This is a genomic window from bacterium, assembly GCA_035703895.1.
Taxonomy (GTDB): domain Bacteria; phylum Sysuimicrobiota; class Sysuimicrobiia; order Sysuimicrobiales; family Segetimicrobiaceae; genus Segetimicrobium.
In genome coordinates this window covers 41,718-57,297 of record DASSXJ010000113.1, presented here as the reverse complement: position 1 = coordinate 57,297, position 15,580 = coordinate 41,718, and the positions used below count along the sequence as shown (strand labels likewise).

General features: G+C 65.2%; 14 protein-coding genes. 7 read left to right on the top strand and 7 right to left on the bottom strand.

Features of this window, described 5'->3' with window-relative positions:
* Nucleotides 1-66: 66 nt before the first annotated feature.
* Both VFP86_07995 and VFP86_07990 read left to right on the top strand, forming a co-directional pair.
* On the top strand, nt 67-729 hold the full coding sequence (locus tag VFP86_07995; GenBank protein ID HET8999570.1) for a peroxiredoxin: 663 nt from the start codon (nt 67-69) through the stop codon (nt 727-729).
* Between the two features lie 64 nt (nt 730-793).
* Nucleotides 794-1,783, top strand: a complete 990-nt coding sequence (locus VFP86_07990) for an amidohydrolase family protein (GenBank protein HET8999569.1) — start codon at nt 794-796, stop codon at nt 1,781-1,783.
* 25 nt (nt 1,784-1,808) lie between these two features.
* Here the strand turns inward: VFP86_07990 and VFP86_07985 are convergent, their stop codons facing one another.
* The 6 genes from VFP86_07985 to VFP86_07960 all read right to left on the bottom strand — a co-directional run bounded on the left by VFP86_07985 (nt 1,809) and on the right by VFP86_07960 (nt 7,814).
* Nucleotides 1,809-2,729 carry an LLM class flavin-dependent oxidoreductase gene (locus VFP86_07985; protein HET8999568.1) on the bottom strand — a complete coding sequence of 307 codons (921 nt, stop codon included), beginning with the start codon at nt 2,727-2,729 and terminating at the stop codon, nt 1,809-1,811.
* 25 nt (nt 2,730-2,754) lie between these two features.
* On the bottom strand, nt 2,755-3,960 hold the full coding sequence (locus VFP86_07980) for a DUF6596 domain-containing protein (GenBank protein ID HET8999567.1): 1,206 nt from the start codon (nt 3,958-3,960) through the stop codon (nt 2,755-2,757).
* Nucleotides 3,961-3,987: 27 nt separating this feature from the next.
* Nucleotides 3,988-4,341 carry a YciI family protein gene (locus VFP86_07975; GenBank protein ID HET8999566.1) on the bottom strand — a complete coding sequence of 118 codons (354 nt, stop codon included), beginning with the start codon at nt 4,339-4,341 and terminating at the stop codon, nt 3,988-3,990.
* A 76-nt stretch (nt 4,342-4,417) separates the two neighbouring features.
* Nucleotides 4,418-5,311, bottom strand: coding sequence for an ABC transporter permease (locus VFP86_07970; protein ID HET8999565.1), 894 nt, complete (start codon nt 5,309-5,311; stop codon nt 4,418-4,420).
* Entirely contained in the window at nt 5,311-6,231 is a 921-nt protein-coding gene (gene nikB / locus VFP86_07965; protein ID HET8999564.1) for a nickel ABC transporter permease, read from the bottom strand. The genes VFP86_07970 and nikB overlap by 1 nt, the downstream gene beginning before the upstream one ends.
* 8 nt (nt 6,232-6,239) lie before the next feature.
* Nucleotides 6,240-7,814, bottom strand: a complete 1,575-nt coding sequence (locus VFP86_07960) for an ABC transporter substrate-binding protein (protein HET8999563.1) — start codon at nt 7,812-7,814, stop codon at nt 6,240-6,242.
* Nucleotides 7,815-8,150: 336 nt separating this feature from the next.
* Here VFP86_07960 and VFP86_07955 point away from each other — a divergent pair, with 336 nt between their 5' ends.
* The 4 genes from VFP86_07955 (at nt 8,151) to VFP86_07940 (ending at nt 12,818) form a co-directional block, all read left to right on the top strand.
* Nucleotides 8,151-9,848, top strand: a complete 1,698-nt coding sequence (locus tag VFP86_07955) for an ABC transporter substrate-binding protein (GenBank protein HET8999562.1) — start codon at nt 8,151-8,153, stop codon at nt 9,846-9,848.
* Nucleotides 9,849-9,929: 81 nt separating this feature from the next.
* Nucleotides 9,930-10,853: an ABC transporter permease gene (locus VFP86_07950; GenBank protein HET8999561.1), complete on the top strand. Its 924-nt coding sequence runs from the start codon at nt 9,930-9,932 to the stop codon at nt 10,851-10,853.
* Nucleotides 10,850-11,731: an ABC transporter permease gene (locus VFP86_07945; protein HET8999560.1), complete on the top strand. Its 882-nt coding sequence runs from the start codon at nt 10,850-10,852 to the stop codon at nt 11,729-11,731. The genes VFP86_07950 and VFP86_07945 overlap by 4 nt, the downstream gene beginning before the upstream one ends.
* 46 nt (nt 11,732-11,777) lie before the next feature.
* The gene (locus VFP86_07940) at nt 11,778-12,818 is read left to right on the top strand and encodes a M20/M25/M40 family metallo-hydrolase (protein ID HET8999559.1); all 1,041 of its coding nucleotides are present in this window, start codon (nt 11,778-11,780) and stop codon (nt 12,816-12,818) included.
* 4 nt (nt 12,819-12,822) lie between these two features.
* On the opposite strand, the gene VFP86_07935 is transcribed toward VFP86_07940, so the two are convergent.
* Nucleotides 12,823-13,812, bottom strand: coding sequence for an LLM class flavin-dependent oxidoreductase (locus tag VFP86_07935; GenBank protein HET8999558.1), 990 nt, complete (start codon nt 13,810-13,812; stop codon nt 12,823-12,825).
* A gap of 152 nt (nt 13,813-13,964) precedes the next feature.
* On the opposite strand from VFP86_07935, the gene VFP86_07930 reads away from it, so the two are divergent.
* A complete protein-coding gene (locus tag VFP86_07930; GenBank protein ID HET8999557.1) occupies nt 13,965-15,548 on the top strand; it encodes an ABC transporter substrate-binding protein in 1,584 nt (527 codons plus the stop codon).
* The last annotated feature ends 32 nt before the right edge of the window (nt 15,549-15,580 follow it).

The following is a 15,580-nucleotide window of genomic DNA, read 5'->3' as shown; positions in this document are numbered from 1 at the left end:
GTCGGGATCGTACGACCCTAGGTGATAGGATGGAAAGGACCTTGAGGCTCAAGAGGAGGTGCGTGAATGGCTCTTCAGATTGGTGATATTGCTCCGGATTTCGAGGCGGAGACGACCGAAGGCCGCGTCCGGTTCCACGACTGGATCGGTGGCTCCTGGGCCGTGCTGTTTTCGCATCCGAAGGACTTCACGCCTGTCTGCACCACCGAGCTCGGGTACATGGCCAAGCTCAAGCCCGAGTTCGATCGGCGGAACACCAAGATCATCGGGCTCAGCGTCGACCCGGTCGACAACCATGCGAAGTGGGCGAACGACATCAAAGAGACCCAGGGCTTCGCGCCCAACTACCCGATGATCGGCGATACGGATCTGAGCATCTCCAAACTCTACGGCATGCTGCCCGCCAGCGCTTCAGGTGACGCGTCCAAGCGTACACCGGCCGACAATCAGACGGTGCGCAACGTCTTCGTCGTCGGGCCGGACAAAAAGATCAAGCTGATCATCGTCTACCCGATGACCACCGGCCGCAACTTCGACGAGGTCATCCGCGTGATCGATTCACTGCAATTGACCGCGAAACACAAGGTGGCGACGCCCGTTAACTGGAAGCAGGGCGAGGACGTGATCATCGCGGGTTCCGTGAGCGAGGACGAAGCCAAGAAGACGTATCCGCAGGGCTGGAAGTCCCCGAGGCCCTACATCCGCATCGTGGCGCAGCCGAAAGGGTGAGCGTAGGCGGAGTCCGGGTCCGCCGGCCACGGGGGCGCCGCGGAATCTCTCTTAGAGCACCCATGTGAGAACAATCGCTATCGAAGAGCACTTCAGGACCCCGGGGATCAAGGCTGCGACGAGCTCAGGCGAGTGGTCCAACACCCTTCGTAGGCTGGGCCCGCAAGCACTCCGGCACGGGTCGGAGGTCTTAAGGAAGCTCGACGACCTGGGAGCCGAGAGGCTTGCCGATATGGACGCCGCCGGAATCGATATGCAAATCCTCTCCCATACATATCCGAGCGTGGAGACACTTGATGCTGCCGCCGCGATTCCCCTGGCCCGGGATGCCAACGATGCGCTGGCCGAGGTCGTCGCCCGCCACCCAGACCGCTTCTGCGGTTTCGCCACGCTACCGACCCCCGACCCCAACGCGGCCGCAGCTGAGCTCGAACGAACCGTTGCCACGCTCGGCTTCAAGGGCGCACTGATCAACGGTCGCACCCACAACCGCTTCATGGACGACCAGTTCTTCTGGCCGATCTTCGAGCGCGCCGAGGACCTCGACGTCCCGATCTATCTCCACCCCGGCCTCCCGCCTGCCGCGGTGAGGGAGGAGTACTACGAAAACTTGTCACCGGCGATTAGCCGCTGGCTTTCGACCGCCGCCTGGGGCTGGCACATCGAGACCGGCTTGCATGCGCTTCGCCTCATTGTCGCCGGCGTCTTCGACCGTTTCCTGCGTTTGCGGTGCATCATCGGCCACATGGGAGAAGCCGTTCCCTTCATGCTCGGCCGGATCGACATGTGCCTCACTCAGGAGGTCACCAAGCTGGAGCACGCCGTCAAGGACTATTTCGTCGAGAACTTCTACATCACCACCAGCGGGTTCTTCGCCCACCCGCCCCTCGTGTGCGCGCTGCAGGTCGTTGGAGCCGACCGGGTCATGTTCTCAGTCGACTACCCGTACAGCACAAACGAGGAGGGCCAAACTTTCATCAACGCCGCACCAGTCACTCCTCTCGACAGAGACAAGATCGCGCACGGCAACGCTGAGCGTCTACTCCGACTTTAACGTCAATCACTGGGGGACATCTCGGCTAGGACAGCTGGGGTACGACCTCAGCGGCCAGGCGCTCCATCTGCTCGGCTTCATCGAAGAGCGGATTGAGCAGGATCATCTCGGCGCCCGCGTCGGCCACCGCGCGCAGGCCCTTCACGCACGCTTCCGGCGGACCGAAGACACCGACGGCCTCGAGGTCTCGTAATCCAAAGTACCCGTAGAGTTTGTTCAACGCGGCACCGATCCGCTGCCGGGCGCGCGCGGCGTCATCGTCCACGGCGAGGTAGACGCGCTTGGCGATTCGGAACCCGGCGGCAGACCGTCCACTCTCCGCGAGCGCGTCTCGCAGAACCCGTACCTGCTCAGCGAACCGGCCGGTTGTCTGCGACCCGGCGCCGAAGAAGCCATCGCCGTGCCGGACGGCACGCCGGACCGCGGCCGGGTGGCTGCCGCCGAACCAGATCGGTGGGTACGGCTTCTGAAACGGCTTGGGCTCCATGGCCGCGCCGTCGAGCTGCCAGAATCGGCCGTTGAACGTGACCCGAGGTTCTGTCCACAGCGCCTTCATCAGCTGCAGTCCCTCGACGAACCGCGTGACCAGTGTATCGGGATCGACCGCGAACGCGGAGAACATTCTACCCCGCCCTCCGGTGCCGACGCCCACCTCGAGACGGCCCCGGCTGATCTGGTCAACTGTGCTGAGGCTCTTGGCCAGATGGACCGGGCTGTGCAGAGGGGTGACGAACACCGCGCAGCCCAGACGCAGCCGTTCCGTGCACGCCGCCGCATACGTCATGGTCTCGATCGGTCCCAGGTTGGGCATCGTGCCCAGCACCTGCTCCTGCGTCCAGGCGCTGTCGAACCCGAGCGTTTCGGCCCGTGCCAGGTAGGCGCGGAGACCGGAAGGATTGAACGTCCCGTCGGCGACGAACTGGGGAATGGCGATCGCAAATCGCATGCGCGTGCCTCCGTCGGTGAGATCGTTAGGGCGATCGTCGCCGCTGCGCCAGGTATTCGCGCGTGGCGGGATCCTCGCACAAGCCAATGGCGCGGTCGTACGCCGCGGCGGCCTCGCCCCGCCGCTCGAGGCGCGTGAGGAGATGCGCCGCAAGCGCCCAGTAGGGCTGGTACCGTTCGACCGCCTCGGCAGGGATCGCGTCCAGTAGAGCCCATGCTTTCACCGCATCGCCGCCCTCGCCAACCGCCGCGGCGCGCCCGACGAGCGCTCCGATCGTAGGCGCTGCGCGCACCACGCCTTCGTACAGCAGGGCAACGGCCTCCCAGTCGGTCACGCCCGTTCCCGCGCGCAGCGCGTGCACCGACTGAATCGCCGCCTCGAGTTGAAAGCGTCCCGGCCGGCCCGCCTGCGCGGCCTCTGCGAGCAGCTGCTCCGCCTCTTCGATCATCGGCCGGGACCAGCGCGTCGTGTCCTGCTCCGACAGTGGGACGTAGGCGCCGGCCTCGGTGCGCCGTGCTTCGCGGCGCGCCTCGCAGTGCAGCATGAGCGCCAGGAGGCCCTGTACTTCCGGTTCACCCGGCATCAGGTGCCGGAGGAGCCGTCCGAGTTCGATCGCCTCCGAGGCGAGCCCCCTTCGGCGCGGATCGGCTCCCGCCAGATCGTCCCAGCCGGCGCCATAGGCGGCGTAGATCGCTTCCAACACGGCGTCGAGGCGCGGCGGCAAGTCCAGAGTATCGGGGAGTTCAAATCGGATGCCCGCGTCGCGGATCTTGGCCTTTGCGCGGCTGAGGCGCTGCCCCATCGTCGCCGGTTTGACGAGAAACGCGGACGCGATACGTGCCGCGTCGAGCCCCAGGACTGTCTGAAGCATGAGCGGCGTGCGCACGGCCGCGTCGATCGCGGGATGGGCGCAGATGAACAGCAATTTGAGCCGCTCGTCCGGGAATACGGTGTCGGCGCCCGCTGCCGCGTGCGCGTCGTCCGCCGCCGCGAGTAGGGCGGGCAGCGCTCCCGCTTCCACGCGCGCATGGCGGGATCCGTCGATCAGCCGCCGGCGGGCCGCCGTGAGCAGCCACGCTTCAGGCTTGTGCGGCACCCCCGTGCGCGGCCACGTCTCCAGCGCGGCCAGGAACGCATCCGCAAGCGCGTCCTCCGCCGCCGCCACATCATGTGACCGCGCCGCGAGAAAGGCGACGAGACGGCGGTACGAATCAGACGCCGCCCGCTCTATGGCGCGATGCGCGTCGCTGATCGGCCTTCACTCGACGGGTGGGAGATTGGGCCGCACCTCGACCACTTTGCCGGGATAGCGTGCCGCCCATTCGAGGGCGGTGTCGAGGTCCGGCACATCGATGACAAAGAATCCGCCCAGTTGCTCCTTGGCCTCAGAGTACGGTCCATCCTGCACCAGGCGCTTGTCGCCCTGCAGCCTCAATGTGGTGGCAGAGTCGGGTGGCTGTAGACCGGCTCCGGCGACTACGACGCCGGCATCCCTGAGCGCCTTCATGTACGGAAGGAATGCGCCCCAGAACGCCTCCCGCTTGCGCGGGTCCGTTCGAGCGGCAAAGTCCTCGGGACTCTGATAGAACAGCAGGCTGTAGTGCATGAACATCCACCTCCCAGTCGGGCCTTGAGTTGTCCATTCAGTGTCATGACGGACCGGCAACCCGGATTTCGACACCGTGAGTTCAATGCAATCTGGGATCTAGGGCGTCCCGCAGCCCATCGCCCAACACGTTGAATCCCATCACGCTGAGGAAGATTGCGGTCCCCGGAATCGTAGACACCCACCACGCCTGCTGTAAGTATGCCCGACCCTCAGCCACCATCGCGCCCCACTCGGCGGTGGGAGGCTGCACGCCTAACCCTAGGAAGCTGAGCCCGACCCCAGTGAGGATCGCCGTTCCCAGACGGAGCGTCAGCAGAACCACGATGGGCGCAAGCACATTGGGGAGGATGTGCATTCGGATGATGTGCGCGTCACGTCCCCCCACGGCGCGGGCGACCTCGACGTAGACCTCCTGCTTGATGGGGAGCACCGATCCGCGGACGAGGCGGCAGACGCCGGGTACGCCGGAGATGCCGATCGCGAGCATGACGTTCGGGAGGCCCGGTCCGAGCACGGCGACGATCCCGATAGCCAGCAGCAGCCCAGGGAAAGCGAGCCACACGTCGATGGCCCGCATGATCGCGGTGTCGATCCGGCCCCCATAGTACCCGGCGATGATGCCGGACGGCACCCCCAGGAGAAACGACAGGATCACCGAGATGACCCCCACCACGAGCGAGGTGCGGCCGCCGAAGAGCAGGCGGCTCAGGATGTCGCGACCGAAAGAATCCGTGCCCAGCGGAAAGGCGGTAGACGGAGGCCGAAGCCGAAGGTCGAAGTGCGGCTCCGCCGGGTCATAGCCGGCAAGATGAGGGGCGAGCAGCGCACCCAGCAGCAACCCGGCGATGAGGGCCGCTCCCGCAATGGCGCCGTGGTGCCGGGTGAGCCGCCGGTAGCCGATGGTCCAGTGCGAGAGCGTCCTGGACCGCCAGGGAGGGGCGCCTGCAGCAGCGGGGTCAGACGTGACGTGCATCACTGGAAGCGGATCCGCGGGTCGACGAGAGCATAGAGGAGGTCTACGCAGAGGTTCACCGCCACGAAGATGGCGGCGGCGACCAGGACAATTCCCTGGATCGTCGGGATATCCCGGTTGAAAATTGCGTCGACGGCCAGCCGGCCGAGCCCGGGCCACCCGAAGACCGATTCGATGATGACGGCCCCGCCCAGGAGCCCGGCGAACTGCAGCCCGACGATCGACAGCACCGGGATGAGCGCGTTCCGGAGCCCGTGTCGGTACAAGATCCGCAATTCCCCCAACCCTTTGGCCCGCGCCGTCCGGATAAACTCGTGCCGGAGCACCTCCAGCAGGCTACTCCGGCTCAGACGAGCGATGATCGAGGCCGCAGACGCGCCGAGCGTGATGGCCGGGAGGATCAGGCTCGCGGCGCTGTCGGCACCCGCTGGGGGAAACCAGCGCAGATGGTACGAGAAGATCAGGATCAGCACCAGCCCGAACCAGAAACTCGGGAGAGAAATCCCCGCCAGCGCGGCGACCATCGCCGCGTAGTCGAGGAGGCCTCGATGCCGCATCGCCGCGACCGTGCCCAGCGCGAGGCCAAGGGCGATCGCGACCGCCATGCTGGCCGCCGTGAGCCTGAGGGTGTAGGGGAGGCGAAGGCCGATCTCGGATGCGACCGGCCGGCCGGTCCGGATCGATCGCCCGAGGTCCGCGTGCAACACGCGCCACACGAATGACCCGTACTGAACCACGAGCGGCCTGTCGAGTCCAAGCGCATGCCGCAGCGTGGCCGCCTGCTCTGAGGAGCCGTAATCCTGAAGCATCACCTGGACCGGATCGCCCGGCACCAGATGGATCATCAGGAAGACGAGGATCGAGACACTCAGCAGGACCGGCGCGAGTTGCAGGAGCCGCTGGGCGATGTAGCGCTGCACGTCGGTCCCTACTTGCGGATGTACAGGTCGTTTGTAAGCAGGTTGCCGTACTTGTCTACGTAGAGATCGTGGACCCACGGGTGCGCGAGCGTGATCGTGTACGGGCTCGCCAGGGGAATCCAGGGCGCTTGCTGGAGCAGTATCTCCTGGAGCTGCCGGTACGTTTGACGGCGCTTCTCGGGATCCACGGTGACGCGGCCCTCGTCGAGAAGGCGGTCGACCTCCGGGTTGGAGAAGTGCACGCGGTTTGTGCTTGCCATCCGGCTGCTGTGGAAGAAATAGTAGAGAATATCGGCGTCCGGCCAGCCGTACCTGATCAGGATTGCGTCGTGCTCGCCCTTCGGCGTGCGCGCGAGGAGCGTGGCGGTCTCGATCTGCTCGATGTTCATCCTGATCCCGACTTTCTTGAGCTGGGTCTGCAGGACGATCGCCACGCGCACGTTGGTCTCGAGCGGGTATGTCCAGACCGTGAACGTAAACGGCCGGCCGTCCTTCTGGAGGATGCCGTCAGAGCCGGGTTTCCATCCCGCCTCCGCCAGCAGCCGCCGCGCCCGCTCGGGATCGTAGTGATAGGCGTTCTTCAGGCCCTGCGCGTACCCCCAGATCGTCGGTGCGAGTGGGCTGTCCATCGGGACCGCGAGCTTCTCCAGTGCGTAGTTGACGACCTCGTCCCGATTGACCGCCCACCCGAGCGCCTGGCGGACGCGCACGTCGCTCAGGATCGGCTTGGTGACATTCAGGCCGAGGTACAGGCCGCCGTCGATCGGCGTCCGGAACACCTGGTACTTGCCGCTCCGCATCAGCCGGCTCGCTTCGCGCGCCGGGGTGGCCGGCAGGACGTCGAGGTCGCCGCGCTCGAAGGCGATCACGCGCGTCGACTCATCGGGGATAATCCGCACCACAGCCCCATCGACGTAGGGCGCGCCGCGATTCTTGTAGAACCCCGGGGGCCACGCGTAGTCGGGGTTACGGTCCAGCACGATCCGGTCCCCCGGAATCCACTGCCGGAACTTGAACGGGCCGGTCCCGACCGGATTCTGCCCGTAGTCCTTCCCCAGCTTCGCCATGGCTGCGGGGGAGAGCATGGCCAGGAACGCGATGCGGAGCGAGGAAAAGATGGGGGCGTAGGGCTGCTTGAACACGAGCCGCGCGGTGAGCTCATCCGGGGTCTCGACCCGTTCGATCGGCCCGATCCAGCTCGCCCCCGGCGCCGCCGTCGCGGGATTTACCAGCCGCTCGATCGTTGCCTGCACCGCCTGGGATGTCAAGGGGGCGCCGTCCTGGAACTTCACCCCGGGATGCAGCTTGAACGTAATCACCCGGCCGTTTTCCCCGAGGGACCACGAGTCGGCCAGGGAGGGGATGAACTCGCCCGTGTTCCTGTCGACCGTGACGAGCGTGCCGTAGATCAGCTGGTGGGTGAGATCCGCCGACGGCGTCTTATGCGGATCGAGGGAGGGCGGATCGGACTCGATCACGAGGTTGAGCGTCCCGCCGCGGACCTGCGCACCGATGCCGGGCACCGCCGCGGTCACCGTCAAGACGGTCGTGAGGAGCAGGCAGACGAGGCGGGCATGGGTCATCGTCATCTTCCTCCGGGTCTGCCGCATCATTGGCCGGCCGGGCACATCCAGCCGGAGAGCGGCGATGGCTTGCGTAGACCGGAGTTCTGTGCCGGTGGCGCAACCCCTCCGGCACCACGTCCGGTAGACTGTCGGCACTCTCAGCGCTATCATTTCGATGACACCTCCAAATCCCGGCGACCGACGATCTACATTCACGAGGGGAGCGGATGCTGACGTTCTTTGCGCAGTCGCTCCGAGATCTGAAGCGGCATGCCTGCCGCCGAATCGATGAGATGGCCCCGGTGAGGGCTCGCGACCGGATTTGACCCGTCATCCCAAGGGAGGAGGAGCGCGATGACATCCCCGATCAGGAAGGTGCCCGAAGGGCGCGACAGTCATGGGGCGGGAGGGTGGCTGAATGGTCGCATGTCGCGCCGTCTGTTCATACGTGCGGCGTTTGGGGCCGGCGCGGCCGCAGCACTCGGTGGAGTTCTTGGCGGCCGCCGTGGTGCCTTCGCGGCTCCCTCGGGTCCGCCGGCGGCCGGGGGTGAGCTGGTGTACGGGCTCACCAACAGATTCGACACGCTGGACCCCAACATCACCACCTTCAGCGATGTGGGACGCATCTCCTACCATTTCTTCGACACGCTGGTCTGGGAATCCAAGCCGGGGGTGTTCGTTCCCGGCCTGGCCGAGAGGTGGGAGGTCAACGCGGCCGCCAACCAGTACACCTTTCACCTTCGCAAGGACGTAAAGTTTCACGACGGCACCCCGTTTACCGCGGAGGCCGTCAAATTCACCTTCGACCGCGTCGTCAACCCCGACCTGAAGTCGCAGTCGGCATTCTCCGCCATCGGCCCCTATGAGGGCAGCACGGTACTCGATCCCTCTACGATCGTCGTGAAGTTCAAAGATCCGTACGCGCCATTCTTGAGCTCGGTCGCACAATCGGTGCTGGCGCCCGTCTCGCCGGAAGCCGTGAAGAAGTACGGGAAGGACTTCGGGACACATCCCGTGGGGACAGGGCCCTTTCAGTTCGATTCCTACAAGACCGATAACGTGGTGCGCATGATCCGGAACCCCGATTATCGTTGGGCCCCGTCGATCTTTAAACACCAGGGGCCGCCGTACCTGGATGCCATCAGCTGGCGGATCATCCCCGAGGCCTCGACGCGGCTCGCTGCGCTCAAGTCCGGAGAGGTCCACGTCATCCAGGACGTGCCCACGCAGGACTATCGCAATCTGCAGAACGACGGGTCCATCCAGTTGATCCAGGGGCCGCTGGCCGGGTCGGGCAACACCATGATGATCAACGTGACCAAGCCGCCCACCGACGACCTCAGGGTGCGTCAGGCGCTGGAGTGGGGTGTCGACAAGGTTGGCATGATCAAGGCGATCTGGCAGGGGTTGTACGCGCCGGCGTGCAGCCCGCTGACGTCTTCGACATTTGGGTACGATCGGGCGACGTGCAACGTCTACAAATACGATCCCAAGAAGGCCGGCGCGTTGTTAGACGAAGCCGGTTGGAAGATGGGGCCCAACGGCATCCGGGAAAAGGACGGACAGGATCTCGTCCTCAGCCTGTATTACCGCTCCGACAGCGGCGACGCCACGGCGATGGCCACGTTCCTGCAGGGTATGTACCAGCTGATTGGGATCAAGATCGACCTCCATGGGTTGGCGCAATCGGGGTACTTCTCGGCCGTCCGCGCAGGACAGCATCACCTTCAATTCTGGTGGGAGACGGACACCGACCCTGACGTCGTTCGGATTCTTTTCTACTCGGCGAATGCCAATGGAGGGACGAACCGGAACCGGTACAAAAACGCCGAGATGGACAAGCTCATCGACGAGGCGGCGGGGACCACCGATCCGGCCAAGCGGAGGCAGATGTACACGCGTATTCAAATGAAGGCGCTCAACGAGGCTATCATGGTGTATTTTGCCGACCCGCTGAACATCTTCGCCTATCAGAAGAGCAAAGTCATGGGCGCGATGCTGGATTGGTCGTCCACGAATATGCTCTTTTACGACACGTGGCTGAGGAAGTAGGCCCGCGGCCAGGCTGATCCTCAGGCGGCTTCGCGCGGCGCCCAGGGGGTCTCGTGGACACGTGCCGGGGGGCCGCCACGTATGTTGAACTATGTCCAAAAGCGAGTGGCGCTCGCGTTTCCGACCGTCTTCCTGACGTCGCTGGTCGTCTTCCTGATGCTCTTCCTTATCCCCGGCGATCCGGCGTCGATCTACGTGGGCGATCGGACAGCCACGCCGGAGCGGCTGGCTCAGATCCGGCACGCCATGGGGCTGGACCGTCCGGCTTATGTCCAGTACACCGATTTCATTTGGAAAGCGCTGCACGGCGACCTGGGCAGGTCGCTGCAGACGGACCGGCCCGTGACCGTGGAGATCTCGAGCCGGTGGGTGAACACCTTGGAACTCGCGATGGTGGCGATGGTGCTGGCAATCTTCCTCGGGTTCGCCCTCGGCCTGATCTCCGGGCTCAGGCGGAACAGTCTCTCCGACACGTTGTCGATGGTGGTCGCGCTCTTCGGCATCTCGGTTCCGGTGTTCTGGCTGGCGCTCCTGCTGATCATGCTGTTTGCCGTCCATTTTCGCTGGGTTCCCGCGACCAGCGAGCCGGGGCTCAGGGGCCTGGTGTTGCCATCGGTGTCGCTGGCGCTCCTCTCGGCGGCGACGCTGGCGCGTCTGGTGCGCTCGAGCATTCTCGAGGTGCTGCGGCTGGACTACCTGACGACCGCTCGCGCCAAAGGCCTCCACGCCGCCGTGGTCATCCTGAGGCACGCGCTGCCCAACGCCATCATCCCTGTGATCACCGCGATGGGGTTGCAGTTTGGCAGTCTGCTGAGCGGTGCCGTCATCACGGAGACCGTGTTCGCACGACCCGGCCTTGGTAAGCTCGTCGTCGACTCGATTCAGAACAAGGACTTTCCAACCGTGCAGGGGGTCATCCTCGTCCTCGCCTTAATCTATGTCGTCATGAACTTCCTGGTCGATCTGTCCTACGCGTTTATCGATCCGAGGATCCGGTTCGAATGAGCGCCGGTGACCACGCCGGCCCGAGCCGGGTGCGTGTTCGCGGGTTGTGGAGCGATGCGCTGCACCGCCTGTTCGGCAACAAGGGGGCCACCGCCGGCGGCGTCATCTTCCTGCTGATTATCGCGACCGCGCTCGCCGCCCAGGGGCTCGCTCACGGCAACCCGGTCCGGCTCAACGTATCGGAATCGCTCGAGCCGCCGAGTGCGCGGCACTGGCTGGGGACCGACCAGTTCGGCCGGGATATCCTCAGCCGGATCATCTACGGCTCGCGCGTCTCGGTGGCGATGGGCCTGGTCGCGGTGACCATCTCGGTTGTGGGAGGCTCGATCCTAGGGCTCCTGTCGGGGTACGCGCGGGGGACGGTCGACATCCTGGTGATGCGCTTGGTCGACGTCATGCTGGCGTTCCCCGGCATCCTGCTGGCCCTCGTCATCATTGCCGTTCTTGGCCCCAATCTCGGCAGCGCCATGATTGCGGTCGGCGTCTCGGGGATGCCCATCTTCATCCGGGTGGTGCGCGCTTCGACCCTCGCGGTCCGTGAGCTCCAATATATTGAAGCCGCCCGAGTGGCCGGCTGTGGGGACGCCCGCATCCTCGCCCGCCACGTGCTGCCGAATGTCGCCGCCCCGGTCATCGTCCTGGTCACGCTCGGGATCCCCGGTGCGATCATCGCCGGCGCCGCGTTGAGCTTCCTCGGCCTGGGCGTCCGGCCGCCCACGCCGGACTGGGGGGAGATGCTCAGCAACGGCCGGTCGTTCATGACCACGGCGTGGTGGCTGTCCACGTTTCCGGGCCTCGCCATCATGATCATGGTGATGGCGATCAACCTGTTCGGGGACGGCCTGCGGGACGCGCTCGATCCCCGGCTCAGGATGTAGCCCGCGCCACCTGAAGGCGAGTCGGGAGAGAAGGGGGACAAGTGGAATGTTTGAGCTCGTGAAAGCCTTGTGCGATTTGGCGGGTCCGGGCGGATACGAGAAGGAGGTTCAGGAGTTCGCGGCCGAGGCGTTGCGGGACGCAGGGTGCGAGGTCGCTGCGACGCCCGTGGGGAACGTGCTGGCAAAGGTGGGCGGTCGGGGCAAACGGGCCGTCCTGCTGGCGCACGCCGATGAGATCGCCGTGATCGTTCGGAGCATCACCGCGGACGGGTTTCTCCGTCTCATGGCGGGCGGAGGGCCGCTCAGCTCTCGGATGCCCCCGTCCTCCACGCTGGCCGGTCAGCACTGCCTCGTCATGACCGCCGCCGGAACCGTGCCGGGCGTGGTTGGAGCCCGCACAGGTCATCTCAGGTCGGCGGCAAAGCGCGAGTCCGAGGTCCTCGGCTGGGACGATCTCTTTGTGGACCTCGGGCTTCGGTCGCGGGGAGAAGCGGAGAAGCTCGGCATTCACCCCGGCGTCTCGGTCATCTGGAACCCGCCGTCAACTCGCCGGCTCGGCGGCAACATCGTGGGAAAGGCGATGGACGACCGGGCGGCCCTGGCCATCGCGATCGAGGTCGCCCGCCGGGCAGTCCGGCCTCGCCTCGGTTACGAAGTGTGGGTGGCCTCCACAATCCAGGAAGAAGGCGGTTTGATCGGGGCCGACGGGCTCGGACGAGAGTACGACCTTGCCATTGCCATCGACATCGGGCTGGTCGGCGACATCCCCGGCGTGTCCGCCGATGAAGTGCCCTGTGCGCTGGGACGAGGTCCTGTGCTCGTACACAAAGATTCCGCGGTGAGGTACCATCGGGGGCTCACCGAGGCGCTGGCCCGGGCGGCCGAGGCGGCGGACATCCCCGTCCAGCACGTCGCCTTCCAATCGTACGCCTCCGATGCTGCGGCGCTGCTCAGGAAAGGTATCCCATCGGCCCTGGTCTGTTACCCGACGCGGTACTCGCACAGCCCCATTGAGACGGTGCGCGAGGAGGATCTCGAAGCGACTGTCCGGTTGCTGGGCGAGTTCTGCGAACGTGCGCTGTTCTAGCGTCCTATCCGGATGCCGGCGCCGAGGCGCCGGCAAAGCTCGGGAGGACGTCTGCGATCACGCGGCGCAGTTGGGCCATCTGGTTCCAGCTCGTGCAGCGGAGCGCCACGCTATCGATTCCCAACCGTTCATAGACGCGGAGATGCTCCACGCACTGCTCGGGAGATCCCGCGGCCGTCCAGCTCTCGACGCGATGCATGGGCATGTCCACCATGTAATATGTGTCAAGGAATCGCTTGGTCTCCGCGAGCGCGGCGGGCCGGTCCTCGTTGACGTTGATGTTGTGATAGAGGCAGGTCTCGAGTTCCGCGGGATTGCGACCGAGTTCGCGAGCCTTCTCACGCACATCGCGCAGGCGCCACCCCACCTCGTTGGGATCGGAGAGGGACGTCATCCAACCATCCGCGTGGCGGGCCACACGCCGGTGCGTGCGTTCAACGACCTCGCGCGACGCCAGCGAGTTGTTGGCAATCCAGATGGGCGGCCACGGCTTTGCCGCGGGCTTGGGCTCGATCGTCATGCCCTGTAGCCGGCAGTGCTTCCCTTCGAAGCTGACATTGTCCTCGGTCCAGAGCCGTTTGAGGACGGTGATCCATTCCACGAGCCGCTCGGCCCGGGCCTTGTTGTTGACCCCGTAGTGGGCATCTTCGGCGGCGCCGCCCGCCTGAGGGACGATGCCGGTACAGGCGACCAGAATGGTGCGCCCCCCGGCGAGCAGATCGAGGCTGGCCCATTGATACGCGAGCAGCACAGGATCGCGGAGCGGGAAGCTCGCCATGCAGGCCGGGCCGATCCGCACCCGCTTCGTGCGCGCCGCGATTCCCGCCATCAAGGCGATGCTTTCCATCCGCGGTTTTCCCAACAGGCTGTCACCCACCCACACAGAATCGAACCGCTCCGACCGATCGGCAACCTCGGCCATCTCGAGCATTTGATTCGGCGTGATGGCGCCAAACAGCACCCCGCGATTCGGAAGCGTCAGGCCGAACTTCATGTGTCTCCCCCTTCGCGTCAGGTCCTTGTAGAACACGGCAACGTTCCGTTCTCTCCCAGGCGGTCGATCTCATCCCGACTGACCGGAAGAGAGGAGTTTCTCCGTAGGACCAGAAGGCACCAGCCGAGCATGTCAGTGGAGGAGGGTACGATATGAACTCGATGGCCCGAGTCATATCGGCCGTCGTCGCCGTGGGGTTGTCCCTGGGCCTTTCCGGGACGTCGACGATCGCCGCCGCTCGCACCGACGTTCTTGTCGTTGCGAAGGACATCTCCGATATCCGTACTCCAGATCCCAGCAAGTCGTACGACGTCGGCGGCGTCTTTCTCCAGTTTCCCATCTACAGCCGCCTCGTCAGGCAACGGGCGCCGAATTTCTGGAAGATCGAAGGCGACCTGGCCGAGTCATGGAGCGTGAGTTCGGACGCTACGACCTACACGTTCACGCTGCGCAAGGATGCGGTGTTTCCCAGCGGGAACCCCGTGACCTCCGAGGACGTCCGCTTCTCCCTGCTGCGGGCAAAGAACATCAAAGGCTACGGCTCGTTCCTCGCCGATCCGCTTAAGACCGTCGAGATTGTCGATCCGCGGACCGTGCGCGTGATCCTGGGCGGGCCCGACGCGACGTTCCTTGCCGCGCTGGCCGCGGGGGTGTTTTCCATCGTCGACAGCAAGACGGTCCGCGCGCAGGGCGGCGTGGAAACCGTTGGGGCGGACTCCCTCGACAAGGCCGAGCAGTGGTTCTACTCGCATTCGGCAGGCGCGGGACCGTATGTCCTCCAGCGGTACACCCGCGAGACCGAGATCGTCCTCGAGCGGAACGAGAAATATTACGGGTCCAAGCCGTTCTTCCGTGAGGTCATCGTCAAGCATATCAAGGATCCGAGCACGCAATCGCTCACCCTCCAGCGGGCCGATGTGGACATGGCTCTCGACCTGAGCGTGGATCAAGCGGAAGGCCTGAAGGGGAAGTCCGGCGTCACGCTGTTTGAAGATCCGTCCGCCTACACGGTGTACATGGGGCTCAACACCAGCGTGGCACCCTGGGACAACATCAAGGTCCGTGAGGCGGTCAAATACGCGATCGACTATGACGGCATCGTCTCGGGCATCATGCGCGGTCACGGGCGCCGCATCGGGAGCATCATGATGCCCGGGATGTTGGGATTCCCCGAGTCGCTTAACACACAACTGCTCTACAAACACGATCCATCCAAAGCGGCCGCGCTCCTGAAAGAGGCCGGCGTCAGCCGGGCCGGTGTGCCCCTCACCTGGGCCTCTGGGACGAACTATGGCGCGCTTCCGCTCGACCGGCTGGCGCAGAAGCTTCGGGGAGACCTCGGCAAGGTGGGGATCGACCTCCGCCTCCAGCCGGTACAGCAGTCGATCTTCCTCACCTTCTACCGCCAGGGCAAACCCCAGACCGCGATCGGGTTCTGGTTCCCCGACTACATGGATCCGGACAACTGGTCGTATTTTGTGACCGGGTTCATCAACAAGCGCCTGCACTGGCAGAACCCCGAGGCGGCCAAGCTTGTCTCGCAGGCGCAGAAGACGGCGGACGTCCCGAGCCGGGAGAAAATGTACGAACAGTACAACACAATGCTGGCCGCCCCCGACTCCCCTTATGTGTTTCTCGCGCAGCCGACCAACCTGGTGGGGGCGCGCGCCGGCATCACCGGGTTCAAGTTCCACCCGCTCTACTTCCTCGAGGTGGACTCCCTCCGGCGTAAGTAAGAGCGGGGAAGGGGACCTGCGCTCGCCGGGTC

Coding starts and splice junctions, on each gene's coding strand:
- VFP86_07995 (HET8999570.1), top strand. CDS start 67: ATGGCTCTTCAGATTGGTGATATTGCTCCGGATTTCGAGGCGGAGACG.
- VFP86_07985 (HET8999568.1), bottom strand. CDS start 2,729: ATGCGATTTGCGATCGCCATTCCCCAGTTCGTCGCCGACGGGACGTTC.
- VFP86_07975 (HET8999566.1), bottom strand. CDS start 4,341: ATGTTCATGCACTACAGCCTGCTGTTCTATCAGAGTCCCGAGGACTTT.
- VFP86_07970 (HET8999565.1), bottom strand. CDS start 5,311: ATGCACGTCACGTCTGACCCCGCTGCTGCAGGCGCCCCTCCCTGGCGG.
- VFP86_07960 (HET8999563.1), bottom strand. CDS start 7,814: ATGACCCATGCCCGCCTCGTCTGCCTGCTCCTCACGACCGTCTTGACG.
- VFP86_07955 (HET8999562.1), top strand. CDS start 8,151: ATGACATCCCCGATCAGGAAGGTGCCCGAAGGGCGCGACAGTCATGGG.
- VFP86_07950 (HET8999561.1), top strand. CDS start 9,930: ATGTTGAACTATGTCCAAAAGCGAGTGGCGCTCGCGTTTCCGACCGTC.
- VFP86_07945 (HET8999560.1), top strand. CDS start 10,850: ATGAGCGCCGGTGACCACGCCGGCCCGAGCCGGGTGCGTGTTCGCGGG.
- VFP86_07940 (HET8999559.1), top strand. CDS start 11,778: ATGTTTGAGCTCGTGAAAGCCTTGTGCGATTTGGCGGGTCCGGGCGGA.
- VFP86_07935 (HET8999558.1), bottom strand. CDS start 13,812: ATGAAGTTCGGCCTGACGCTTCCGAATCGCGGGGTGCTGTTTGGCGCC.
- VFP86_07930 (HET8999557.1), top strand. CDS start 13,965: ATGAACTCGATGGCCCGAGTCATATCGGCCGTCGTCGCCGTGGGGTTG.